This is a genomic window from Serratia sp. 4542 (genome assembly GCF_016805595.1).
Lineage (GTDB): Bacteria > Pseudomonadota > Gammaproteobacteria > Enterobacterales > Enterobacteriaceae > Serratia > Serratia nevei.
Genome location: NZ_RXKV01000024.1, coordinates 1 through 24,022, shown reverse-complemented (window position 1 = coordinate 24,022; position 24,022 = coordinate 1). Strand labels below are relative to the sequence as shown.

The window sequence follows — 24,022 nt, the reverse complement described above, 5'->3', positions numbered from 1 at the left end:
GCCTGTCATAAATACATTTGGAGTGACAAGAGCATGCCTAAGTACCGTTCCGCCACCACCACCCACGGCCGCAATATGGCGGGTGCCCGCGCATTGTGGCGCGCGACCGGGATGACCGACGCCGATTTCGGCAAGCCGATCATCGCCGTGGTCAACTCCTTTACCCAATTCGTGCCGGGCCACGTGCATCTGCGCGATCTGGGCAAACTGGTCGCCGAGCAGATCGAAGCTTCTGGCGGCGTGGCCAAAGAGTTCAACACCATCGCGGTGGATGACGGCATCGCCATGGGCCACGGCGGCATGCTCTATTCCCTGCCGTCGCGCGAGCTGATCGCCGACTCGGTCGAATACATGGTGAATGCCCACTGCGCCGACGCGATGGTGTGCATCTCCAACTGCGACAAGATCACCCCGGGCATGCTGATGGCGGCGTTGCGCCTGAATATCCCGGTGATCTTCGTCTCCGGCGGCCCGATGGAAGCCGGCAAGACCAAACTCTCCAATCAGATCATCAAGCTGGATCTGGTGGATGCGATGATCCAGGGCGCGAACCCGAACGTCAGCGACGCCGACAGCGAGCAGATCGAGCGTTCCGCCTGCCCGACCTGCGGCTCCTGCTCCGGCATGTTTACCGCCAACTCGATGAACTGCCTGACCGAAGCGCTGGGCCTGTCGCAGCCGGGCAATGGCTCGCTGCTGGCCACTCACGCCGATCGCAAAGCGCTGTTCCTCAACGCCGGCAAGCGCATCGTCGAGCTGACCAAACGCTATTACGAGCAGGACGACGAGAGCGCGCTGCCGCGCAATATCGCCAACAAGGCGGCGTTTGAGAACGCCATGACGCTGGACATCGCCATGGGTGGCTCGACCAACACCGTACTGCACCTGCTGGCTTCGGCGCAGGAAGGCGAGGTGGACTTCACCATGGAAGACATCGATCGCCTGTCGCGCAAAGTGCCGCACCTGTGCAAGGTGGCGCCGAGCACGCAGAAATACCATATGGAAGACGTGCACCGCGCCGGCGGCGTAATCGGCATCCTCGGCGAGCTGGATCGCGCCGGCTTGCTGAACCGCGAGGTGAACAACGTGCTGGGGCTGACCCTGCCGCAGACGCTGGAAGCCTACGACGTAATGCTGACCCGCGACGAAAGCGTCAAGAAAATGTACTCCGCCGGGCCGGCCGGTATCCGCACCACGCAGGCATTCTCGCAGGACTGCCGCTGGGATTCGCTGGACACCGACCGCAAGGAAGGCTGCATCCGCACCCGTGAACACGCCTACAGTCAGGACGGCGGGTTGGCGGTGCTGTACGGTAACCTGGCGGAAAATGGCTGCATCGTCAAAACCGCCGGCGTAGACAAGGAAATCCTCACCTTCCGCGGCCCGGCCAAAGTGTATGAAAGCCAGGATGATGCGGTAGAAGCGATCCTCGGCGGCAAAGTGGTGGCGGGCGACGTGGTCGTTATCCGTTACGAAGGGCCGAAAGGCGGGCCGGGCATGCAGGAAATGCTTTACCCAACCACGTATCTGAAATCGATGGGGCTGGGCAAGGCGTGCGCGCTGATTACCGACGGGCGTTTCTCCGGCGGCACCTCGGGGCTGTCCATCGGCCACGCCTCGCCGGAGGCGGCCAACGGCGGCCTGATCGCCCTGGTGCAGGACGGCGACATGATCGCGATCGACATTCCTCATCGCGGCATCCAGCTGGACGTCAGCGAGCAGGAGCTGGCGGCGCGGCATGAAGCGGAACTGGCGCGCGGCGACGCGGCCTGGACGCCGAAAAACCGTGAGCGTCAGGTATCCTTCGCGCTGCGCGCCTACGCCTCGTTGGCCACCAGCGCCGACAAAGGCGCGGTACGCGACAAGAGCAAACTGGGGGGATAAGCAGCATGGCGGTCTCTCAACCCCTACCCAGCGCCCCCTGCGGCGCGGAATATCTGCGAGCGGTACTGCGCTCGCCGGTCTACGAGGTGGCGCAGGTCACCCCGTTGCAGGCCATGAGCAAAATTTCTTCGCGCCTCGGCAACACCATTTTGGTGAAGCGCGAAGATCGCCAGCCGGTGCACAGCTTCAAGCTGCGCGGGGCCTATGCGATGATCGCCGGGCTGGACGAAGAGCAGAAGGCGCGCGGCGTCGTGACGGCTTCGGCCGGCAACCACGCGCAGGGCGTCGCCTTCTCCGGTAAACGGCTGGGCATCAAAACGCTGATCGTGATGCCGGTGTCCACTGCGGACATCAAGGTGGATGCGGTGCGCGGTTTCGGCGGTGAAGTGCTGCTGCACGGCGCCAATTTCGACGAGGCCAAAGCGAAGGCGATCGAGCTTTCCCAGCAGCAGGGCATGACCTTCGTGCCGCCGTTCGATCATCCGACGGTGATCGCCGGGCAGGGCACGCTGGCGATGGAGCTGCTGCAGCAAGACGCGCATCTGGATCGGGTCTTCGTGCCGGTCGGCGGCGGCGGCCTGGCCGCCGGGGTGGCGGTGCTGATCAAGCAGCTGATGCCGCAGATCAAAGTGATCGGCGTCGAAGCGGAAGACTCCGCCTGTCTGCGCGCGGCGCTGGATGCCGGCCATCCGGTGGATCTGGCGCGCGTCGGGCTGTTCGCCGAAGGCGTGGCGGTGAAGCGTATCGGCGACGAAACTTTCCGCCTGTGCCGTGAGTATCTGGACGACGTAATCACTGTGGACAGCGACGCCATCTGTGCGGCGGTCAAAGATCTGTTCGAGGACGTGCGTGCCATTGCCGAACCTTCCGGCGCGCTGGCGCTGGCGGGGCTGAAAAAGTACGTCCAGCAGCACAACATTCAGGGCGAGCGTCTGGCGCACGTGTTATCCGGCGCCAACCTCAACTTCCACGGGCTGCGCTACGTTTCCGAGCGTTGCGAACTGGGCGAACAGCGTGAAGCGCTGTTGGCGGTGACCATTCCGGAACAGCAGGGCAGCTTCCTCAAGTTCTGCCAACTGCTGGGCGGCCGCTCGGTGACCGAATTCAACTATCGCTACGCCGATGCCGACAACGCCTGCATTTTCGTCGGCGTGCGTCTGACGCGCGGGCACGCCGAACGGCGGGAAATCATCGACGAGCTCAATGCCGACGGTTATCAGGTGGTGGATCTGTCGGACGACGAGATGGCCAAACTGCACGTGCGCTACATGGTGGGTGGGCGTCCGTCGAAGCCGCTGCGCGAACGGCTGTACAGCTTTGAGTTTCCGGAGTCGCCGGGCGCGCTGCTGAAATTCCTGCAGACGCTGGGCACGCACTGGAACATTTCGCTGTTCCACTATCGCAGCCACGGCACCGACTTCGGCCGGGTGCTGGCGGCCTTCGAACTGGCGCAAACCGAGCCGGAATTCGAGCGGCACCTGCAGGCGCTGGGCTACGATTGCCACGACGAAACCGACAACCCGGCGTTCCGCTTCTTTTTGCAGGGGTGAGCCCGGTGCGTTTACCCGGCCGGCTGGCCCGCTTATTGACGCAGGGCCGGGAGATGGAACGCCAAATCGCGGCGCGCGATCGCGCACTGTTCGCCGGCGTGGATGCACAGCTCGAGCAGCATTTCCTGACGCCGGGCCAGCGGCTGTCGCCGCCGGGCGTCGGCAATGTCATGTTGCTGATGGTATGCCTGACGTTGGGGCTGGCGGGCGTGATGGGCCTGGCCACGGACGTGGCGGCCGCCTGGAGCGGCAAGACTTCCGCCGCCGTTCTCATGGGCAGCGGCGCGATCGTGGCGGTGTGGATGACATTGATCCTGTTCCAACTGGTGCAGGGTAAAAACAGCGGGGTGGTATTGTTGCAATATTACCTTGGCATGCTCGGCCTGTTTTGCCTTGGCGCCGTGGCGGCGTGGGCGTCGGGGATGACCGGCATCGCCACCGTCGCCATGCTGCTGTGGGGCGTGGTTGGCGGTGCACTATTCAGCAACCGGGCGGCGTTCTCTCTCTATGTCGCTTACTTTCGCACGCGTCGGCGCGTGTTTATCAAACGCCGTTGGCAGAGGGAAGATCTGCGCAACACCCGATAAACCGTCAGAACGGAAAAACTTATGGCGCAACCTTTCTCCGGCTTTAGCCAGCAGGGTCTGAATTTCCTGCAGCAGGTGCGGATCGAGAACGATAAGGCGTGGTTCGACGGCAACCGCGATATCTACGATCGCGAGCTGTTGGCGCCGTTTCGCGCGCTGGTGGAGCAGCTGGCTCCCGGCATGCTGGCGATCGACCCGCAGTTCGAGACTCGCCCGGCGATCGGCAAAACGCTGTCGCGCATTCATCGCGACACGCGCTTTTCTCATGACAAATCGCGCTACCGCAGCCGCATGTGGCTGACGTTCAAGCGTCCGAGCAAAGACTGGAAAGACGCGCCGGTCTACTTTTTCGAACTGGGGCCGGACATGCTGCGCTATGGGCTCGGCTACTACAGCGCCAACAAGCCGACTATGGATCTGTTCCGCCATACGCTGAGGCAGCGGCCGCAGCCTTTCCTTGAGGTGGCCGCCTGCTGCTGCCGGCGGCCGTTCGAGCTGGTGGGTGAGAGCTACAAGCGCCCGCTGGTGAAGGAGCAGGCGGCGGAGATCGCCACCTGGTACAACCGCAAGTCGTTTGCGGTGATGGTGACCGACAGCGAAGTGGAAAAGCTGTTCAGCGCCGATCTGGTGCCGCTGCTGACCGGGGCATTTTTGCAGCTTGAGCCGCTCTACCACTGGTTGATGCAGGTAGAGACGATGAAGCAGATCGATCCGGCGGATCTGTAAACCTCGCGTCAGCGGGGATGCAGCAAGCGCCAAAAGGCGTCGATCAGCGGATCGCCGAGGCGCTTTTTCTGGACGCAGACCCCCAGCTCGAACGGTTCGACCATCGAGATGTTATCCAGCTGCGAGATGCGGTTGCGTACCGGCTCCGGGCTGTTGTCCACCACCACGCTCGGGATCAGCGCGATGCCGCAGCCCAACGCGACCATCGACACGATGGCTTCGTGGCCGCCGACGGTGGCGTAAATCAGCGGATTGCTGATGCGGTGGCGGCGGAACCACAGTTCGATGCGTTTTCGCGACGGGCCGTGCTCCGGCAGGATGAACGGGATCTCGGCCCAGTCGGGCCTGTCGGCGAATGCCTGGCTGCGCACCGCACAGGGCAGCGCCGGTGCGATCAGCACCAGCGGAATTTCGCCGATTTTGGTGAACGCCACGCTGGCGGGCAGCGTTTCCGGCCGGCCGGCGATGCCGAGGTCGGCCTCGTTGGATTGCACTTTGTCGACCGCGTCGGCGGCGTCGCCGGTGGTCAGCTTAATCTCGACCAGCGGGTGCTGCGCGCGGAAGCGATCGAGGATCGGCGGCAGGTGGCTGTACGCCGCGGTCACCGAGCAGAACAGCCGCAGTTCGCCGCTCAGCGAAGGGCCGTGCTGGCCGAGCGAGTGCTTCAGCTGCTGATACTGCAGCAGCGTTTGCTGGGCGAATTCTTTCAGCTGTTCGCCGGCGTCGGTCAGCTGCACGGTGCGGTTGTCGCGCAGGAACAGCGGCTGCCCGAGGATCTCTTCCAGCCGCTGGATCTGGCGGGAGAGCGTCGATGGGCTGACGTGCATCGCCTTGGCGGTGCGCCCGAAGTGATGGCTTTCGGCCAAATGCAGGAACAGCTTTAAATCACGTAAATCCATATCGATACGCTCGCAGTGAGAGTGTTGCATAAATTGCAATGTCACGTTCTCAATATATCAATTTAAGCAACGCATTTCCTGTTATACATTGAGTTTAACGAATCTCCGCACAGACAGGGCGGGGAATGAAAATAACAATGCAAGACAACATCAAACCGGAGTACCACCATGGCTAACTATTTCAACACATTGAACCTGCGTCAGCAGTTGGCGCAATTGGGTAAATGCCGCTTTATGGCGCGCGACGAATTTGCTGACGAAGCCGGCTACCTGAAAGGTAAAAAAGTGGTGATTGTCGGCTGTGGCGCCCAGGGTCTGAACCAGGGGCTGAACATGCGCGACTCCGGCCTGGACGTCGCCTATGCCCTGCGCAAAGAAGCGATCGACGAGAAGCGCGCTTCCTGGCGCAAGGCGACCGAAAACGGCTTTAAGGTCGGCACCTACGAAGACCTGATCCCGCAGGCGGATCTGGTGGTCAACCTGACGCCGGACAAGCAGCACTCTTCCGTGGTGCGCGCGGTGCAGCCGCTGATGAAAGACGGCGCGGCGCTGGGTTACTCCCACGGCTTCAACATCGTTGAAGTGGGTGAGCAGGTGCGTAAAGACATCACCGTGGTGATGGTCGCGCCGAAATGCCCGGGCACCGAAGTGCGTGAAGAGTACAAGCGCGGCTTCGGCGTGCCGACTCTGATTGCGGTTCACCCGGAAAACGATCCGAAAGGCGAAGGCATGGCGATCGCCAAGGCCTGGGCGGCGGCGACCGGCGGCCACCGCGCCGGCGTGCTGGAGTCCTCCTTCGTCGCCGAAGTGAAATCCGACCTGATGGGCGAGCAGACCATTCTGTGCGGCATGCTGCAGGCGGGTTCGCTGCTGTGCTTCGACAAGCTGGTTGCTGAGGGCACCGATCCGGCTTACGCCGAGAAACTGATTCAGTTCGGCTGGGAAACCATCACCGAAGCGCTGAAGCAGGGCGGCATCACGCTGATGATGGATCGCCTGTCCAACCCGGCCAAGCTGCGTGCCTATGCGCTGTCCGAACAGCTGAAAACCATCATGGCGCCGCTGTTCCAGAAGCACATGGATGACATCATCTCCGGCGCGTTCTCCAGCGGCATGATGGCCGACTGGGCGGAAGACGACGTGAAATTGCTGACCTGGCGCGAAGAGACCGGCAAAACCGCGTTCGAGAATGCGCCGCAGTTTGAAGGCAAAATCAGCGAGCAAGAGTACTTCGATCACGGCGTGCTGATGGTGGCGATGGTGAAAGCGGGCGTTGAGCTGGCGTTCGAAACCATGGTCGATGCCGGCATCATCGAAGAGTCGGCTTACTATGAGTCGCTGCACGAGCTGCCGCTGATCGCCAACACCATTGCGCGCAAACGTCTGTATGAAATGAACGTGGTTATCTCCGATACCGCAGAGTACGGCAACTACCTGTTCGCCAACGCGGCGGTGCCGCTGCTGAAGGACTTCATGACCACCCTGCAGGCGGGCGATTTGGGCAAAGCCGCGGCGGGTACGGCGGTGGACAACGCGCAGCTGCGCGACGTGAACGAAGCGGTGCGCAGTCACCCAATCGAAACCGTCGGTCGCAAACTGCGTGGCTACATGACCGACATGAAACGTATCGCCGTTGCGGGCTGATTTTCCGCAAGGTAAAGAACACAAAGCCGGCTGTGATGCCGGCTTTTTTTATGCCTCCGGCGGCGCGAGCAACTGCCGTTCAAGGCAGCGCCGGATCGCGTGTTTGGCGTTGGCGACCCCCAGCTTACGCACCGCATTGCCGATGTGAAACTTCACCGTGCCGGTTTTGATCCCCAGGATCAGCGCGATCTCATGGTAGGTTTTGCCCTGGCTGGCCCAGTAGAGGATTTCCCCTTCGCGCGGCGAGAGCCGGTCTGTCCGGCTCGCCTCGGCGCTGGCCAAGGCCAGAGCGTGCTGGTGGGTATCGACCAATACCATCTGCAGGCTGGCCCTCTCGTCTTCCATCAGCTGCCGCAGATCGGCGTCATCGGCTGCCTTGGCGCTGATCGACAAGATCGCCAGGTTGTTGTCGTGATCGTGCAAAACAAAGCTGCAGCCGTGCACGATGTCGTATTCCCGCGCCTGGCTGAAGATCTTCCGGTAATGCCGATCCTCGGTGGTGACGGGGGTGTCGTGCCACATGAAGGGCGCGCAGCGACTATGGGCGGCGCGCACGACGGGATCGATGCGCTGATAGCGATTGGCGCTGTATATGTCCAGCCATTCTTGCGGGTAGCTCGAGACCAGCAGATGGCGATCGGGACGGTGCTTGTTGAAGGTCAAATAAGCGTATTTGAATTGGCTGAAGGCGTGCAGTCGGCCGTCAAGATGCAGTCTTGCGGCGACGGCGTTGGCGAATGCGACGGCCATCGGTAACCTCCCTGTCGTTCGGCGGCTCAGCCCGACCTGCACCAAAGTCCAGCTAGTCAGTGCGGCGGATTGAAATTTATACTCGGCTAATAAATTCAAAAAGGCGGCAATGCCAAGACCCGAGCTTAGCAGCTCTGGGCGGAAATAAGCCAACGCCAGGGAAATTCTTTCAATCATCCTCTGATCAATGTTTCTGGGAACTATTGCGCGGGCGGCGGGGTAACCTCGCCGCCGCCTTATTGGCTATGCGGGCATTGCCGTTGCGGGAATGATGGCGCCGCGATGTTGGATCACCGTCGCGGCAAGCCGGTGGCCGCGCTGCGCCGCCTGCTGGGCGCTGCCGCCGTTCAGGCGTTCCGCCAGATAACCGGCGCTGAAAGCGTCGCCCGCCGCGGTGGTATCCACTACGCGCTCCGGCGGCAGCGCGATCGCCGGTACCTCAAGTCGCTCTCCCCCCACGCTGAACACCAGACAGGCATCCGCGCCGCGTTTGATAACGATCTCGCCGACGCCGAGCGCCTGCGTGCGTGCCACCACCTGTTCAACCGGCTGCGTGCCCCACAGCAACGCTTCGTCATCCAGCGTCAGGAAGGCAATGTCGGTGCAGGCCAGCACCTCGCGGTAGGCCAGCTGTGTTTCTTCACGGCTTTGCCACAGGCGCGGGCGGTAGTTGTTGTCGAAGATAACCTGGCCGCCGTTGGCGCGGCAGCGGTGCAGCAGCGCCAGCAGCTTCGTGCGGTCGGCAGGCGCGAGGATCGCAAGGCTAATGCCGCTGAGATACAGATAATCGAACTTCGCCAGCTGGGCGCACAGTACCTCGGCCTGGGGGCCCGCAAGCCAATACCGGGCGGCGGCGTCGTTGCGCCAGTAGTAGAAGGTGCGTTCGCCGGCGGCGTCGGTTTCGATCACGTACAGGCCCGGCAGTTTGTTTTCCAACTGCTGAATCAGCCCGGTCTCGATCTTCTCCTGCCGCCAGGCCTGCAGCATCTCGCCGCTGAAGCTGTCGGTGCCGAGCGCGGTGACGTAATGCACCTGCAGCGCCTGTTCCGGCATTTGGCGGGCGAGGTAGACGGCGGTGTTGAGGGTATCGCCGCCAAAGCCGCGCGTCAGCTGCGCGCCCTGCTGCGACAGCTCGATCATGCATTCGCCGATCACGGCGAGATTTCGGATAGTCATCGTCAATAAGCCCTGGCTAAAGAAGAAGCAACAGCCATCAGTCTCCACGCAAGGCGGTGAGGGAGTCAATAAATTAAAACAGTGTTTTAATTTTTTATGATCGCGATCGGCCCATGCCAACAGGGCGAAGAGGAAAGCGCGCGGCAATTCATGCTTAAAGTTTTACGCGGTGCGGCCGATAAGCTGGGTAAAGAAACAGCGGCAGCGCTCTCACTTCCCCGCCACGGCGATAGTACCGATGATAACCAACCTGATCTCGGGTCTGCTGGCGCCCTGTTTTGCCCTCTATGCCTGCGCCAAATCGCGGCGCTACTGGCGGCAATGCCGGCGCTTGTATACCTTCCAGCCGATTTATCGCACCAGCGGCGCGCTGCTGGCGGTGGAACTGCTGACGGCGGTATATCACCCGAATGAGCCGGACAAACGGCAATCTCCCGAACAGTATTTCGCCTCGCTCGGCGTCGCCCAGCGTTTGCGGGTGATCCAGGAACAGCTGGCGTTGTTGCAGCGCTGGCAGGCATTGTTCATTCGCCACGCGGTGATGGTGTCGGTCAATATCGACGGCATCGCGCTGCAAGCGTTGCAACGTCATAGCGAGCTGCAACGCCAGATCGCCGAGATGCCCTATCTGCGCTTCGAGCTGGTGGAGCACGCCGAAACGGCGTCAAACCACCCGTTGCAGCAGATCGTCGGCGGCGAACGGCTGTGGCTGGACGATTTCGGCAGCGGGCTGGCCAACTTCTCCGCCGTCGGCGCCTGGCGCTATCAATACATCAAGGTGGCGCGCGAGTTGTTCACCTTGCTCAAACAGTCGGAAGAGGGCGTACAGCTGCTCGGCACCCTGATCACGATGATGAACCAGCACAGCGACGGGGTGATCGTCGAAGGCGTGGAAACCGAGCAGGAGTGGCGGCTGGTGCAGCGTTCCGGCGCGTTGGCCGCGCAGGGCTACTATCTTTCCCGCCCGGCGTGCTTTGAAACTCTGCACAGCGTACCGACGCTGTTCGCCGCGCCCGGCGCGCCGGCGTGAACTCCAGCCTATCCTCAGCTAGGCTTAAACGGGGCTGCTCATTCTTTTTCCTTTCATTCGGCAGCCCGGTTTATGTGCTGAGGGAGCCCTATGACAAGAACAGGAAAGGTTTTCAGCTGGCTGGGCGGCATTGTGCTGCTGGCGATCGTCGCGCTGGCGATCTTCATCGCTACCTTCGACTGGAATCGACTCAAACCCACCATCAACGACAAAGTGTCGGCCGAACTGCGGCGGCCGTTCGCCATCCGCGGCGATCTGGGCGTCGACTGGTCGCGTAACCGGGATGAGGGCGGCTGGCGCGCCTGGGTGCCCTGGCCGCATATTCACGCTGAAGACGTGTGGCTGGGTAACCCGAAAAACATGCCCGCCGACAGCATGGTGACGCTGCAGCGCGTCGACGCCAGCATCGCACCGCTGGCGCTGCTGAGGAAAGAACTGCTGATCCCGCGCATCTGGCTCAAGCAGCCGAATGCGTCGTTAGAACGCCTGGCCAACGGCGACAACAACTGGACGTTTGATCTGGCTGCTGGCCAGGATCCGCAGCAACCGCCTTCCGCCTGGTCGTTCACCGTTCACGACATCGTGTTCGACAAGGGACAGATCGCCTTTAAAGACGCCACCCTGAAGGCGGATTTCCGCGCCGTCATCGATCCGCTCGGTAAACCGCTGCCGTTCAGTGAAGTGACCGGCAAGCAGAGCGGCGGCAAGGCCGCTACCCCCGACTACGTTTTCGGTTGGCAGGTCAAGGGCAAATATAACGGCGAACCGCTGAGCGGCAGCGGCAAGATCGGCGGCATGCTGTCACTGCAGAGCGCCGATCTGCCGTTCCCGCTGCAGGCCGACGTGCGTTCCGGCAGCACCCGGGTTGCGGTGGCGGGCACCTTGTCCGATCCGCTGAACCTCGGTGGCCTGGACGTGCAGCTGAAATTTTCCGGCGAAAGCCTGGGTGACCTCTATGGCCTGACCGGCGTGCTGCTGCCGAACACGCCGCCGTATGCGACCGATGGCCATCTGATAGCCCGCCTGCATCAGCCGGGCGGCGCCGTGTTCGAATATCAGAAGTTCGACGGCAAAATCGGCGACAGTGACATTCACGGTGACTTGAAATACGTTGCCGGTAAGCCGCGGCCGACGCTGAGCGGCGCGGTGAGCTCCCGGCAGCTGAGGTTGGCGGATCTGGCGCCGTTGATCGGCGCGGATTCCAACGCCGCCAAAGCCGGGCGCGGCGAGAAGAGCCGCCAACCGGCGGATAAGGTGCTGCCGGTCGCGCAGTTCGATACGCAAAGCTGGCGCAAGATGGATGCGGACGTGAAGTTTGCCGCCGCGCGCATCGAACGCGGCAGCGATTTACCGCTGAGCGATCTGGCCACGCACCTGAAGCTGAACAATGGCGAGTTGCGTCTGGATCCGCTGCGCTTCGGCATGGCGGGCGGCAGCCTGAACGCCGTGGTGCGTCTCGACGGCGGCAAAAAGCCGATGCGTGGCCAGGTGGATATGCACGCGCGCAAACTCCAGCTCAAACAGCTGTTGCCGAACGTAGCGGCGATGAAGCGCAGCCTTGGGCAAATGAACGGCGATGCCAGGCTGACGGGCAGCGGAAATTCGGTGGCCGAGCTGCTGGCGACCAGCAACGGCGACCTGCGCCTGTTGATCAATAACGGGGTGATCAGCCGTAGCCTGATGGAGATCCTCGGCCTGAACGTCGGCAACTATCTGGTGGCGCAGCTGTTCGGCGACGACGTGGTGGGCATCAACTGTGCCGCGGCGGACGTCGGCATCCGCAGCGGCGTCGCCGCGCCGCGGCTGTTCGTGTTCGACACCGAGAACGCGGTGATCAACATCACCGGCAACACCAACCTCGCCACCGAACGGCTGGATTTGTCCATCGATCCGGAAAGCAAGGGGATGCGCGTGCTGACCCTGCGCTCGCCGCTGTACGTGAAAGGCACCTTCAAGCACCCCGACGCCGGGGTGAAAGCCGGGCCGCTGATCGCGCGCGGCGCGGCGGCGGTGGCGTTGGGGGCGGTGCTGACGCCGGCGGCGGCGCTGCTGGCGCTGGTCTCGCCCAGTGAAGGCGGCGAGGAAAACCAGTGCGGGCAGATCCTGCGGGAGATGAAAGGCAAAAAGTAATCAGGCACGCGGCGGCGGTGAGAGTAGCCGGCAGTCGTGATCCTGGATCTCTTCCGCCGAGGCCAGGGTGAACGGCAGCAGGCTGCGCTCGGTCGCCAGCAGCAGGAAATCGCCGTCCGGCAGCGCGGTCATCGCCAGGCCGAAGCTGCCCATGCGCCCGTCGGCGCGCGGCAGGCCGGAGGCCAACAGACGGAAGGCGCCCTGTTGCTCCAGCTCGGCAGGGGTCACCCGCCGCCCCAGATAGTCATGCCCCAACAGGCCGCCGGGCAGCGGTTGCCATTGCTCGATAAAATCGGGGCCGATCTGCGCCAGCCGCTGTTTTACCGCCGGCAACAGGCAGGAGATATGAATATGCAGCTGGTTTTGCGTGCGGCCATATTCCGAGTTGATCGCCAGTGAAATATCGCCGTCGTCGATCGGTTTGCCATAGCGTTCCGCCATCACGTGGCGCGCGCGCCAGGCCTGGGCGAAGAAATTCGGCGTGGCGGCGTCCAGCACCGCCGGGCTTTCTATCCCGGTGATTTTGGCGCTGGGCATCAGCAGGTATTGCAGCGGCCCGTTGCGATCTTTAAACACCACGAAGCCGGCCGGCACATCCACCTGCGCGCAGGGGGCCGGGTTGTCATGCGCCTGCTGATTGGGCAGACATTGCTGACTGACGATGCGCCACAGCGCATCGGGATGGTCGGGCTTCAACCCGTAATAGAGCGCGATGGCGAGAGCCGCCAGCAGCGCAACGCAGACAAATACCCCACGACGCAGAGACATCGGCCAATCCTGTTACCGAGAGAAACGTCCAGCATAGCCCGGTTTTATGACAGGAAACGAACAACGCGTGCGGCCCCCCGCAGTGAGGGGGCCGTAGGGGATCACAGCGACTGGTGGCGGGTTTCTTTCATCAGCAGCAGGGCCAACAGCGTCAACCCGGCCATCGCCGCCAGGTACATGCCGACGTAGAACAGCCCGTAGTGGGCCGCCAGCCAGGTGGCGATATAAGGCGCCACGGACGCGCCGAGAATAGACGCGACGTTGTAGGAGAACGATGCGCCGGTATAGCGCACTTCGGTCGGGAACAGCTCCGGCAGCAGCGCGCCCATGGGGCCAAAGGTCAGCCCCATGATGCTCAGGCCGCACAGCAGGAAGCCCATCACCAGCGCCTGGTTACCGGAACCCAGCAGGGTCGGGAACAGGAACGCGAAGCCGATCATCAGCAGGGTAATGGCGATCATGGTCTTGCGGCGGCCGAACGCGTCCGCCAGCAGGCCGGCGATCGGTACCATCACGCCGAAACCGATTACCGCCACCATCAGCATCCACAGGAAGCTGTTGCGGGAGTAGCCGAGCCCCAACGGCTGCGGCGTGGTGCCGTAGGTCATCGAATACACCGTCATCAGATAAAACAGCGTGTAGGTCGCCAGCATGATGAAAGTGCCGAGGATGGTCGCTTTCAGATGCTTGCTCAGCAGCGTGCCGAGTGGCACTTTCACCTGTTTGCCGGCTTTGGCCACTTTGGCGAACACCGGCGTTTCATGCAGCGACACCCGAACGTACAGGCCAATCAGCACCAGCGCGGCGGAGAGGATGAACGGCACGCGCCAGCCCCATTCCATAAACTGCTGATCGCTCAGCAGCCAGGAGAGCAGCAGGAAGGTGCCGTTGGCGAAGAAGAAGCCGATCGGCGCGCCCAACTGGGGGAAGGAGCCGTACAGCGCGCGCTTTTTGGCCGGCGCGTTCTCCGTCGCCAGCAGGGCGGCGCCGCCCCATTCGCCGCCCAGCCCCAGGCCCTGCCCGAAGCGCGCCAGCGCCAGCAGGATAGGGGCGAAGATGCCGATGGTTTCATAGCTCGGCAGCAGGCCGATCAGCACGGTGGAAATCCCCATGGTCAGCAGCGAGGCGACCAGCGTGACCTTGCGCCCCACGCGATCGCCGAAGTGCCCGAACAGCGCAGAGCCGATAGGGCGCGCGACAAAGGCGACGGCGAAGGTGGCCAGCGACTGCAGCGTTGCGGTGGTCGGGTCGCCCTGTGGGAAGAAGATATGTGGAAACACGATCACCGCGGCGGTGGCGTAGATGTAGAAGTCGAAGAACTCGATGGCGGTACCGACCAGCGAGGCGACGATGACTTTCCCGCGGGAGTTCACCGGTGTGGACGCGTCGTCGGCGTCGAGTGGGGGTGCGATGGTGGCTTGCATAATATTTCTTATTGTTGGAAGGGGTAAAAATCCATCTTAGTGACAGCATTCGGCCTTTTCAACGCGGGAACTTTGGGCAATGGCCCCGCTAACCGGTTAAAAAGACTAATGTTTTATCTGGCTTGTTTTCTGCAGCGTTAAACGTTGAGAAAGGGCTTTCGTGCAGAGGGAATGGCTGTAAAAGCGGCAAAGAAAAGTGAGCGAGCAGTTTGTTATGCTGGTTTTTCGGATCGCGCGCCGCGTTATTTAGACGTATTGACTGGTTTTCTGGTTGATATCCAGAGGAAAGTGCCGGTGTGTGCGATAACACCGGCACGATCGCATGGCTTCAGCGCGCCGGAGGTTCGCGTTCCGGCAACGCTTTGTCGCCTTTGTAGTCGGCGGTGGCGATCCAGGCGGCGCAAAACAGCGTCAAACGAGCGAAGAAGTAGAAGAACGCCATCAGCCCGATCACCGATCCGAAGGCCGCGCCGGAAGGCGACTTTGCCACCTGCGGCAGCGTCATGGTCATCACGAACTTGATCACCTCAAAGCCGATGGCGGCGAGCAAGGTGCCGCGCAGCAGCGCTTTTTTCTTCGGTTTGTGGCGCGGCAGCATCCAGAAAATCCACAGGAACAGCAGATAGTTGGCGAAGATCGAGATCGACAGCGCGATCAGCGTCAGCGCCGGCCGCAGCCATTCGATGCCGTCCAGCCCCAGCGCATTGACGATCGCCGCCTGCGCCGACCCGGCGACCGAAGTCAGCGACAGCGTAATGATCAGCGCGACCACCAGGCCGGTCAGCGAGATGAAGTCGCGGGTGTATTTGAAGTAGATTTTCTCCTGATCCTGCGGATTGCGCTCCCAGACATCGCGCGACTGCGCGCGGATCGCCTCGCGCAGGTTGCCCATCCAGCTGATGCCGGAATAGAGCGCCAGCGCCAGGCCGGTCAATCCCACGGTGGTGCGCTGCTGAATGGCGGTGTTGACGGTGTTCTTCAGCGTGCTGGCCAGCGTCGGATCGCTGATGCTGCCGACGATGCGGTTGATCAAGCGGGCCAGCAGATCCGGGTTGGAGGCCAGCACGAAGCCGGCGGCGGCAAACGACACCATCAGGATCGGGATCAGCGAGAGGAATGAAAAATAGGTAATAGCGGCGCCGAACTGGCTACCCAGCCGATCGTTAAAGCGTTCGGCGGCGCGCAGCAGGTGCGCCACGCTTGGCCAGGCTTTGATGCGTTCAATCAGACGTGAAAAACCACCGATGCGGCGGTCGAGGGTCTCATGGCCGGTCTTGATGGCGATAAGCGGCTTCGGCGGCGTGTCTTGTGCGGGCTGGTGGCGTTCCTGGTCTGGTCCTGTAGGCATTACTTCACGATTTCCTTAACGTTAAACGGCATGTTTCAGCGTTGATTATAGCCAAAGCCCCGCAGCGTTTTGAACGCCGGGGCGGCAAACGGTCATTTTCCGAGCTTAGCGCGTTAGCGCCCGGCATGAAATGCCGGGGAGGGGTCGATAGGTAAAATTCCTATGAAAACCCCGTGGCGCCTCGGTTTTTTTCACTTCCCTACCTCCAATTTTTATCTGTTTCGTCGGCGAGAAAGCGTTTACTCATGATGTGGCGTCGCGCTTTTGCCGCCCACCGCTCCGCTGCAGCCGTAGGGGCTGGAACGGTCTCATCCGTCATCAACAGAAAAACTGGAAGGTCTTATGAAATTGCTTAATCACCCCACCTGTCGTCCGTTTACCGAAGCGGGCAATCTGTCGCAGCTGTCCGCCTACTATGAAGAGGGGCGGCACATCATGTGGATGCTGCTGCGCGCCGCGCCGCGCCCCTGCTTCAACCAGGCGCTGATCGAAGACATCATGACGCTGGCGCAGGCGGCGAAGGAGTCTTCGCTGCGGTTCGATTTCTGGGTCACCGGCTCGCTGGTGCCGAACATGTTCAACGTCGGCGGCGATCTGCAGTTCTTCGCCGAAGCGATCAAAAACCGCAAGCGCGAGGCGATGATGGCCTACGCGCGCGCCTGCATCGACTGCGTACATGCGGCGGCGCGCGGTTTCGACACCGGCGCGGTCAGCATTGCGATGGTCGAAGGCAGCGCGCTGGGCGGCGGCTTTGAAGCGGCGCTGGCGCACCATTTCGTGCTGGCGCAGAACAACGCGCGCATGGGGTTTCCGGAGATCGCGTTCAACCTGTTTCCCGGTATGGGCGGTTACTCGCTGGTGGCGCGCAAGGCTGGCATGCGCTTGGCCGAGGAGCTGATTTGGGGCGGCGAGTCGCACACCGCAGAGTGGTTCGAGAGCCGCGGGCTGGTAGACCAGCTGTTCCAGCCCGGCGACGCCTACATGGCGACGCGCACCTTTATCGATACCATACGGCCGAAGCTCAACGGCATGCGCGCCATGCTGCGGGCGCGTCAGCGCGTGTTGCAGCTGACGCGTTCCGAGCTGATGGACATTACTGAAGACTGGGTGCACTCGGCCTTTACCATTGAGGAAAAAGACCGCGCCTACATCGAGCGGCTGGTGATGTTGCAGGATCGCCATACCCTGAACCTGCGTCGTGCCGGCTAACGTTAACGCGCCCGCCTCACGCGGAGGGTGAGTGCGGGCGGTAGGACTGCAGCCAATGCTCCAGCTGTTCCGGGAGCATTGGCCGCGCAAACAGAAAGCCCTGTTTTTCGTCCACGCCGACCTCGTCGAGGAAGTGGTTTTCGCTCTCGGTCTCCACCCCTTCGGCGATCACCCGGAACGCCAACGCCTCCGCCGCCGCAACGATCGCGCGCACCAACGATTGCGATACCGGGTTGAAATTCACCCCGCGCACGAAGCTTTTATCCAGCTTGATGGCGTCCAGCGGAATACGCGCCAGCTGCGCCAGCGACGAATAGCCGGTGCCGAAGTCGTCGAGATGCACCTGCGCGCCCAGTTCGCGCAACCGGGTGATCAGCGCGCGAGCGCGGTTCTCGTCTTCAATCAGGCTGCTTTCGGTCAACTCGAAGTCCAACAGACAAGGGGCCATGCGGTGACGGCGCAGCACCCCGAGCAGGTCGTTGACGATGCTGTCGTCGGCCAGCTGCCGGGCGGAGAGGTTGACCGCCACCCGCAGATTCAATCCCTGCTCTTGCCACTGCGCCGCCTGGCCGGCGGCGGTCTGCAATACCCATTGCCCCAGTGGGCCGATCAGGCCGGACTCCTCGGCGTAGGAGATGAACTGCAGCGGCGGGATCAGGCCGCGCTCCGGCGAATCCCAGCGCACCAGCGCTTCCACGCTGTGCACCTCACCGCTGCGCGCGTCGATTTTCGGCTGGTAATACAGCACCAGCTGATTTTGCTCCAGGCCTTTGCGCAGATTGGTGTCCAGCCACATGTATTCGGCGACGCGCTTGTTCATCTCCGGCGAGAAGACGGTATAGGTGCGTTTGCCGTGCTCCTTGGCGACGTACATGGCGGTATCGGCGCTGCGGATCAGGCTGTCGAGATCGTTGCCGTGCTCCGGGCACAGCGCGATGCCGATCGAACAGCCGGTATACACCTCAATCAGGCCGATGCGGAAAGGGGTTTTCAGCCTGTCAATGATGCGCTGCGCCAGCGTTTGCAGGCGCTCGCGATCGGTTTGCGGCGCCAGCACCAAGAATTCGTCGCCGCCGAGGCGGGCGAGCACCTGGTCCGGGCTCAGGCAGCCGAGGATCGCCAGCGCGACCTCGACCAGCAGCCGATCGCCGAACATATGGCCGTAGGCGTCGTTGACCTTCTTGAAGTTGTCGAGATCGAGGTAGACCAGGCCGAAACTCTCTTCGCCGCGCGTGGCGATGGCGTGATTGATTTTGTCCTGGATCGCGTTACGGTTCGGTAGGCCGGTGATGAGATCGGTGTTGGCCAGCACCCGCAGCCGCTCCTGCGCACGGCGTTCTTCGGTGATGTCGGTACCGGAGCAGATAAGATACACCTCGTTCTTGCCGCTGCCGCTGTGCACGAACTTATTGCGGAACAGGAACAGCCGTTCGCCCTTGACCGTTTTTACCCAGCGTTCCACCTCATAGGACGAACCGTTGCGGAAGAAGCCGGCGATGTTGCGCCGCGAAGCGGCGGCTTCTTCCGGGCTCATAAACAGCTGGAAAACGTTTTTGCCGATCACTTCATGTTCGCGCAGCCCGGTGTACTCCTCGCTCAGCCGGTTGAAGCGTTGGATGCGGCCGTGCTGATCGACGATCACGATCACCGAGTTGGCTTCGGACACCACCTGCTCGGCGAAGGAGAGGCCGTGCACCAGATCGCGCGCCACGGATTGGGTGTCGCTGAAGGCGGAAGCGGTGCCCGCCCATTCGAGATTATTGACGCGGCGCCCCACCAGATGCAGATGCAGCGGTTCTCCGGCGAGCGTAATGGTCAGTTCAAGGCTGGCGGTGACGCCGGTCAGACGGCGGATTTTCGCCGCTTCCATGGCGCTGAGCGCCACCGCGACGTGGGCTTTGCCCTTAACGGCGGACAGCTCCAGGGCATTGCTGTCAAACGCCAGCCGCCAGTGGGGGCTTTGGGTGCCGAAGTGGGCGTTAAGAAGCTCAGGGCCTTGGTCTGCGGGCATGATGATTCCTCAAAAGAGCACGGGCGGCCGGTCAGCACAGCTCCGGGGCAGCCTGTTGGCCCGAAAGTGGTCGCCGTGCGCATCTGTGCATCATATAACAGGTTTTCACAGGCGAGGCGGGTGATGGAAACTATTATATAAGCAATGATTAGTTTTGCGGTGTAAACGTCACCCGGCGGCCGGTTGTCTTAAAGTGTAGGAGAACATCGGATCCTGTGATGTTTGTACCGACCTCCCCGCTATCGGAAAACGGTTGATGCAAGGTTGCCGTGGAGGCGAGTAAATTATAGCGGTGAGGGGAAAGCGGAAAAATAACTCCACCGGGGGGATTTTTACCGGGAAATTAAAATTTCCATCAAATAAACGCCATCTTCATAGTTTTCTCATAATTGGTGAATAAATCCGAGACGGGTTTTAAAAAGTTTACACACCCTCGCATTACTTGAATTTTATCAGCCTATTATTATCTCCGACGACGAATGAGCCTGTTAACGTACAGCGCTCCTGATGAAGAAAAACTTTTAAGGAAATGATTATGCGTAAATTGACGGCTTTATTTATTGCTTCCACGCTGGCTCTGGGTTCTGCTTCTGCGGCGTTCGCTGCAGACACGACGGCACCGGCACCGGATGCGGTGCCGATGAAAATGATGCATCACAAGGGTGAAGGCAAAGGCGGCCCGTTCGCCGGGCTGAACCTGACCGAACAGCAGCGCCAGCAGATGCGCGACATCATGAAAGAGTCGCACCAGAAGCGCGGGCCGGGCATGAAAGAGGAACGCCAGGCGCTGCATAATCTGGTGGCTTCCGACAGCTTTGACGAAGCGAAGGCGAAAGCGCAAATTGACGCGATGGGCAAAGCGCAATCCGAACGCATGCTGGAACGCGCCAAAGCGGAAAATAAAATGTATAACCTGCTGACTCCTGAGCAGAAAAAACAATACAATGAGAATTATCAGAAACGCGAGCAAAAGATGATGGACCATATGAATAAAATGAAGGAGCAGATGTCCTCCGGTCAGTAATATCCGCTCGCGGTGAATAAAAAAGGGCCAGACTATTTGTCTGGCCTTTTTTATTTGGCGTTATCACCGGCAGGTTCTGCAGTGAGTGATAATCATTCCCCGCCGACAATGTGCCGGAACTGTTCGGCAACGGCCTGTGCAAAGCGCGGGTCGTTAATATGATAAGGCGTTTTTATCAGCCGGCGTTTGTCGGTGGCGTATACCGTCTCCTCCAGCGCTTGCGTAAAGGCGGCCAGCGCCGCCGGATCCCAGAACGGTTGCCCCGGCGCATCCAGAGCCGATACGCCGCCTGCCGGGATCACGAAGCGCACTTCGCCCGTACAGGCATTGATTTTTTCGCCCATCCAACGTCCGATTAACGCGCTTTCCCGCGCGCTGGTGCGCACCAGCGTCACTTGCGGATTGTGATGGTGGCGCAGGCGGTTGGCGTAGCGAGCCGGCACCGTATTCGGCGCGCCGAAGTTGATCATGTCGATCGCGCCGCAGGAGAGCACGCAAGGGATGCCGGTACGCGCGATGGCCCCGAAACGATCTGCATTGCAGGGTAGCACACCGCCAAACAGGTAATCGGCCACTTCGGTGGTGGTCAAGTCGATGGCGCCGTGCAGTTGGCGGCTATCGATCAGTTTTTCCAGCGCTCTGCCGCCGCTGCCGGTGGCGTGAAACGTCAGGCAATCCCATTGCGGCTCAAGGTCGGCAACCAGCGCCTGAATGCAGGGCGTGGTGACGCCAAACATCGTCAGGCCAATCGCGGGCTTGTCGTCGGGATAGTCGACGGCGGCGAAGCGTACGGCCCCGGCTATCTGGCGCGCCGCGTTGCCGAGCACCCGTCGCGAGATGCGGTTCAGACCGGCGAGATCGGTGACCGAATACAGCATGTTGATGTCACTGGCGCCGACATAGGCGGAAACGTCACCCGCCGCCATGCTTGAGACCATTATTTTCGGCAGGCCGATCGGCAGCTGCTGCATGGCCGGCGTGATGATGGCGGTGCCACCGGAGCCCCCCAGGCCAAGCAGGGCGGCAATATCGCGGCGCGTCAGGATAAAGCGTTCGAAAGCCGTCGCCATGGCGGCGATCGCCTGGCCGCGGCTGGCGCAGAAGACCGCGCCGGCGCCTGCCGGATGGTGGCGGGCAACGTCCTCTGGGCTGATATCGGCGGGGGAATCAAACGGCAAGCTACGGGTGGAGAGATCGACGGTTCGCGTAGGTAAGTTCAGGGCAGCGATCAGCCGCCGTACGTACTCCAACTCTTGTCCTTTGGTATCTGCTGTGGTAGCAATATAGACAAAATTTGAAGTATCAATCATGGGGTTTTCCCGAGTGTTTCTAGTTTTTATTTATAAATTATGATGTTATATTTTTATTGGAACCCTGGTGCTGGCTGTTAAGTTAAAGTAATTAATGTATTTATATAATGAGACGGCCGTATCATTTTTGCAAGGGTTAGGCGATGCAAAATGGGACTTCTGTCTCATTTTTGAGCTTTTCAACGTGGCCGGCGCTTTGCCGGCAACCGGCCAACAGAGGCATCGTCCCCGGTTGTGCTAGCGTGTGCAGATGCATGAGGTTTATGTGCCGATAGATGCTTTTCCCGTCCCTCTCGATCCTTCTCTGACCTCCGCCCGGGCAAAAACCTACCGTTTGTTGCTGGCCAGCGCGATGGCGCTGTATGACGAAGGCGCGTTTCCTTCGATCACCGAACTGGCGGCGCATGCACAGGTATCGCGTGCGACGGCCTACCGTTACTTTCCGACCCAAAGTGCGCTGATTAGCGCCGTGGTGGCGGAAAGCCTGGGCCCAATCCTGGAATGGCGCCCGCAAGACGATGATGCTTTGAAGCGTATTCAGCAATTGCTGAGCTTCGCCTATCCTCAGATGGAGCGGCATGAGGGGGCGTTGCGCGCGGCGTTGCAACTCTCTTTACAGCAGTGGGCGAACGCGACGCCGGGCGAAAAATTCGTGCGCGGCAACCGCAAGCGTCTGCTGGCGCTGGCGGTAGAACCGTTGCAGGGCAAACTGCCGTCGGACTCTCTGCAGAGAGTGATTCATGCTTTCTCGCTGATTTACGGCTCGGAAGTATTTCTGGTGTTGAAAGATATCTGGGGCCTGGAGCTGGATAATATTCAGGATGTCACGCAATGGATGGCCAAAGCCATCCTTCGTCAGGCGGAAGAAGACGCGATGAACAGCAAAAAAACATCAGCAGGATAATCCAATTTTTGCCGATGGCTGAGTGAAAATCCAGCATAATTCACTGAGTGAATATTGGCAAAATTTATAATTAAAAGTGATAAAAGACGCCTGTTAATCACTTTTCAGGCGTTCTGTCTCTTTGTTGTTTACTGAATTATATTCTTATTTATCATAATCATAATATTGTTTCTCTCACCTCATGCCGCGACTTAGGCGTTGGGGGATGTCATTGCCATTTCTTATCCTCCTTCGCCTGATCCACCCCTGAAACTTTCTCTCCTCCCTCCTGACTGCCGGATGACACATTAAGCGCACTTGAGATTGTTGTGCTTTATTTATTTGGTGTTACCAAACTGTTACACAAAAAATCTTATAAAACATTTGCAAACAACAACGGACGGTATCTGGGATGGAGAAGAAACTTAGAGGAGTCAAATCCGCTCGGGCGGCCTTCGGCTGGCCTGAAATCGGAGTTCATCGCGCACAATGGAGCGCGATGCTGATCTGCCTGACGGCGATCGGCGGGGCGCAGGCTGCCACCTATATAGAGAACGGCAAAGCGGGCGATCCGGCCAGCTGGCGCAGCAGTGAGTTCAACGCGGAATGGGGGCTGGGGGCGATCCACGCCGACCAGGCCTACGCCGCCGGTTATACCGGCAAAGGCATCAAACTCGGCATTTTCGATCAGCCGGTTTACGCCAAACATCCCGAATTTGCCGGTGAGAATAAGGTGATCAATTTGGTTACCGAAGGCATCCGCGAATACACCGACCCCTATATTCCGGTGAAAAAAGGCGACGCTTTCCGCTATGACGGCACGCCGAGCGTGGATTCCGATGGCACGCTCGGTTCGCACGGCACCCACGTGGGCGGCATCGCCGCCGGCAGCCGCGACGGCGGCGCCATGCACGGCGTGGCGTTCAACGCGCAGATCATCAGCGCGGAAAACGGCGATCCCGGCCCGGAGGACGGCATCATCCTCGGCAACGACGGCGCGGTGTACCAGGCCGGTTGGGATGCGCTGGTGGCCAGCGGCGCGCGCATCATCAACAACAGCTGGGGCATCGGCATTACCGATAAATTCGCCAAGGGAGGCAAAGATCCCGCTTATCCTCATTTCACGGTCGACGATGCGCAAAAGCAGTTCGATCAGATCAAGGTTATCCTGGGCACCAAGCCCGGCGGCGCCTATCAGGGCGCGATCGACGCGGCGCGCAGCGGCGTGGTCACCATCTTCGCCGCCGGTAACGATTACAACCTGAACAACCCGGACGCCATGGCCGGCCTGGCGTATTTCGTGCCGGATATCGCGCCGAACTGGCTGTCGGTCGCCAGCCTGCAGGATCCTACCAATACCGGCGATTACAGCATCAGCACCTTCTCTTCCCGCTGCGGCTATACCGCCAGTTTGTGCGTCTCGGCACCGGGTACCCGGGTGTACAGCTCGGTGATTGAAGGCACCAGCGTGGAGAATCTGACGACCGGCTACGCCAAATACAGCGGTACCTCGATGGCGGCGCCGCACGTGGCCGGCAGCGTTGCGGTGCTGATGGAGCGGTTCCCGTATTTGAATGGCGCACAGGTGGCGGACGTGCTGAAAACCACCGCCACCGACATGGGCGCGCCGGGCATCGACGCGCTCTACGGCTGGGGGATGATCAACCTG

19 protein-coding genes are annotated in these 24,022 nt (G+C 61.0%); 11 read left to right on the top strand and 8 right to left on the bottom strand.

Translation table 11 applies throughout. The features are described from left to right. Positions 1–33 precede the first annotated feature (33 nt). Genes ilvD through EKL15_RS24195 form a run of 4 tightly spaced genes read left to right on the top strand, consistent with a single transcriptional unit; the run spans position 34 to position 4,747 of the window. The gene (ilvD, locus tag EKL15_RS24210) at positions 34–1,884 is read left to right on the top strand and encodes a dihydroxy-acid dehydratase (RefSeq protein ID WP_033649965.1); all 1,851 of its coding nucleotides are present in this window, start codon (positions 34–36) and stop codon (positions 1,882–1,884) included. 5 nt (positions 1,885–1,889) lie between these two features. Continuing rightward, the gene (gene ilvA, locus EKL15_RS24205; RefSeq protein ID WP_033654502.1) at positions 1,890–3,434 is read left to right on the top strand and encodes a threonine ammonia-lyase, biosynthetic; all 1,545 of its coding nucleotides are present in this window, start codon (positions 1,890–1,892) and stop codon (positions 3,432–3,434) included. Positions 3,435–3,487: 53 nt separating this feature from the next. Beyond that, positions 3,488–4,021, top strand: a complete 534-nt coding sequence (locus EKL15_RS24200) for a hypothetical protein (protein WP_100396797.1) — start codon at positions 3,488–3,490, stop codon at positions 4,019–4,021. Positions 4,022–4,042: 21 nt separating this feature from the next. Then, on the top strand, positions 4,043–4,747 hold the full coding sequence (locus EKL15_RS24195; protein ID WP_100396796.1) for a DUF2461 domain-containing protein: 705 nt from the start codon (positions 4,043–4,045) through the stop codon (positions 4,745–4,747). Between the two features lie 8 nt (positions 4,748–4,755). Here the strand turns inward: EKL15_RS24195 and ilvY are convergent, their stop codons facing one another. Beyond that, on the bottom strand, positions 4,756–5,646 hold the full coding sequence (gene ilvY, locus EKL15_RS24190) for an HTH-type transcriptional activator IlvY (protein WP_100396802.1): 891 nt from the start codon (positions 5,644–5,646) through the stop codon (positions 4,756–4,758). A gap of 168 nt (positions 5,647–5,814) precedes the next feature. On the opposite strand from ilvY, the gene ilvC reads away from it, so the two are divergent. Further along, the gene (gene ilvC, locus EKL15_RS24185; RefSeq protein ID WP_038874693.1) at positions 5,815–7,290 is read left to right on the top strand and encodes a ketol-acid reductoisomerase; all 1,476 of its coding nucleotides are present in this window, start codon (positions 5,815–5,817) and stop codon (positions 7,288–7,290) included. Between the two features lie 48 nt (positions 7,291–7,338). Here ilvC and EKL15_RS24180 read toward each other — a convergent pair whose 3' ends face one another. Together EKL15_RS24180 and EKL15_RS24175 are read right to left on the bottom strand one after the other, a co-directional pair. Further along, positions 7,339–8,040, bottom strand: a complete 702-nt coding sequence (locus EKL15_RS24180; protein WP_070914469.1) for a LuxR family transcriptional regulator — start codon at positions 8,038–8,040, stop codon at positions 7,339–7,341. A gap of 243 nt (positions 8,041–8,283) precedes the next feature. Continuing rightward, positions 8,284–9,216 (bottom strand): sugar kinase, encoded by a 933-nt coding sequence (locus EKL15_RS24175; protein ID WP_203090519.1) that lies wholly within the window; start codon positions 9,214–9,216, stop codon positions 8,284–8,286. A gap of 238 nt (positions 9,217–9,454) precedes the next feature. Between EKL15_RS24175 and pdeH the strand changes: the two genes are divergently transcribed. Together pdeH and EKL15_RS24165 are read left to right on the top strand one after the other, a co-directional pair. Continuing rightward, positions 9,455–10,246, top strand: a complete 792-nt coding sequence (pdeH, locus tag EKL15_RS24170) for a cyclic-guanylate-specific phosphodiesterase (protein ID WP_060425390.1) — start codon at positions 9,455–9,457, stop codon at positions 10,244–10,246. Positions 10,247–10,336: 90 nt separating this feature from the next. After that, positions 10,337–12,376, top strand: a complete 2,040-nt coding sequence (locus EKL15_RS24165) for an AsmA family protein (RefSeq protein ID WP_100396793.1) — start codon at positions 10,337–10,339, stop codon at positions 12,374–12,376. Here EKL15_RS24165 and EKL15_RS24160 read toward each other — a convergent pair whose 3' ends face one another. The 3 genes from EKL15_RS24160 to yhjD all read right to left on the bottom strand — a co-directional run bounded on the left by EKL15_RS24160 (position 12,377) and on the right by yhjD (position 15,916). Next, a complete protein-coding gene (locus EKL15_RS24160; protein ID WP_047729636.1) occupies positions 12,377–13,144 on the bottom strand; it encodes a CDP-diacylglycerol diphosphatase in 768 nt (255 codons plus the stop codon). 101 nt (positions 13,145–13,245) lie between these two features. Then, complete coding sequence (locus EKL15_RS24155) at positions 13,246–14,568, bottom strand: MFS transporter (protein ID WP_038874673.1); 1,323 nt, start codon at positions 14,566–14,568, stop codon at positions 13,246–13,248. Positions 14,569–14,896: 328 nt separating this feature from the next. After that, positions 14,897–15,916 (bottom strand): inner membrane protein YhjD, encoded by a 1,020-nt coding sequence (gene yhjD / locus EKL15_RS24150; RefSeq protein WP_060425396.1) that lies wholly within the window; start codon positions 15,914–15,916, stop codon positions 14,897–14,899. Positions 15,917–16,258: 342 nt separating this feature from the next. Between yhjD and EKL15_RS24145 the strand changes: the two genes are divergently transcribed. After that, positions 16,259–17,125, top strand: a complete 867-nt coding sequence (locus EKL15_RS24145) for a crotonase/enoyl-CoA hydratase family protein (RefSeq protein WP_038874666.1) — start codon at positions 16,259–16,261, stop codon at positions 17,123–17,125. A gap of 16 nt (positions 17,126–17,141) precedes the next feature. Here EKL15_RS24145 and pdeR read toward each other — a convergent pair whose 3' ends face one another. Then, positions 17,142–19,136: a cyclic di-GMP phosphodiesterase gene (pdeR, locus tag EKL15_RS24140; protein WP_060425399.1), complete on the bottom strand. Its 1,995-nt coding sequence runs from the start codon at positions 19,134–19,136 to the stop codon at positions 17,142–17,144. 535 nt (positions 19,137–19,671) lie between these two features. Here pdeR and spy point away from each other — a divergent pair. Then, the gene (gene spy, locus EKL15_RS24135) at positions 19,672–20,160 is read left to right on the top strand and encodes an ATP-independent periplasmic protein-refolding chaperone Spy (protein ID WP_100396792.1); all 489 of its coding nucleotides are present in this window, start codon (positions 19,672–19,674) and stop codon (positions 20,158–20,160) included. 92 nt (positions 20,161–20,252) lie between these two features. Here the strand turns inward: spy and EKL15_RS24130 are convergent, their stop codons facing one another. Further along, positions 20,253–21,470 (bottom strand): Tm-1-like ATP-binding domain-containing protein, encoded by a 1,218-nt coding sequence (locus EKL15_RS24130; protein ID WP_100396791.1) that lies wholly within the window; start codon positions 21,468–21,470, stop codon positions 20,253–20,255. 250 nt (positions 21,471–21,720) lie between these two features. Between EKL15_RS24130 and EKL15_RS24125 the strand changes: the two genes are divergently transcribed. Together EKL15_RS24125 and EKL15_RS24120 are read left to right on the top strand one after the other, a co-directional pair. Beyond that, positions 21,721–22,374 (top strand): TetR/AcrR family transcriptional regulator, encoded by a 654-nt coding sequence (locus EKL15_RS24125; RefSeq protein ID WP_038874652.1) that lies wholly within the window; start codon positions 21,721–21,723, stop codon positions 22,372–22,374. Between the two features lie 478 nt (positions 22,375–22,852). After that, the coding region (locus tag EKL15_RS24120) for a S8 family peptidase (RefSeq protein WP_203090517.1) at positions 22,853–24,022 on the top strand (1,170 nt) is incomplete at its 3' end.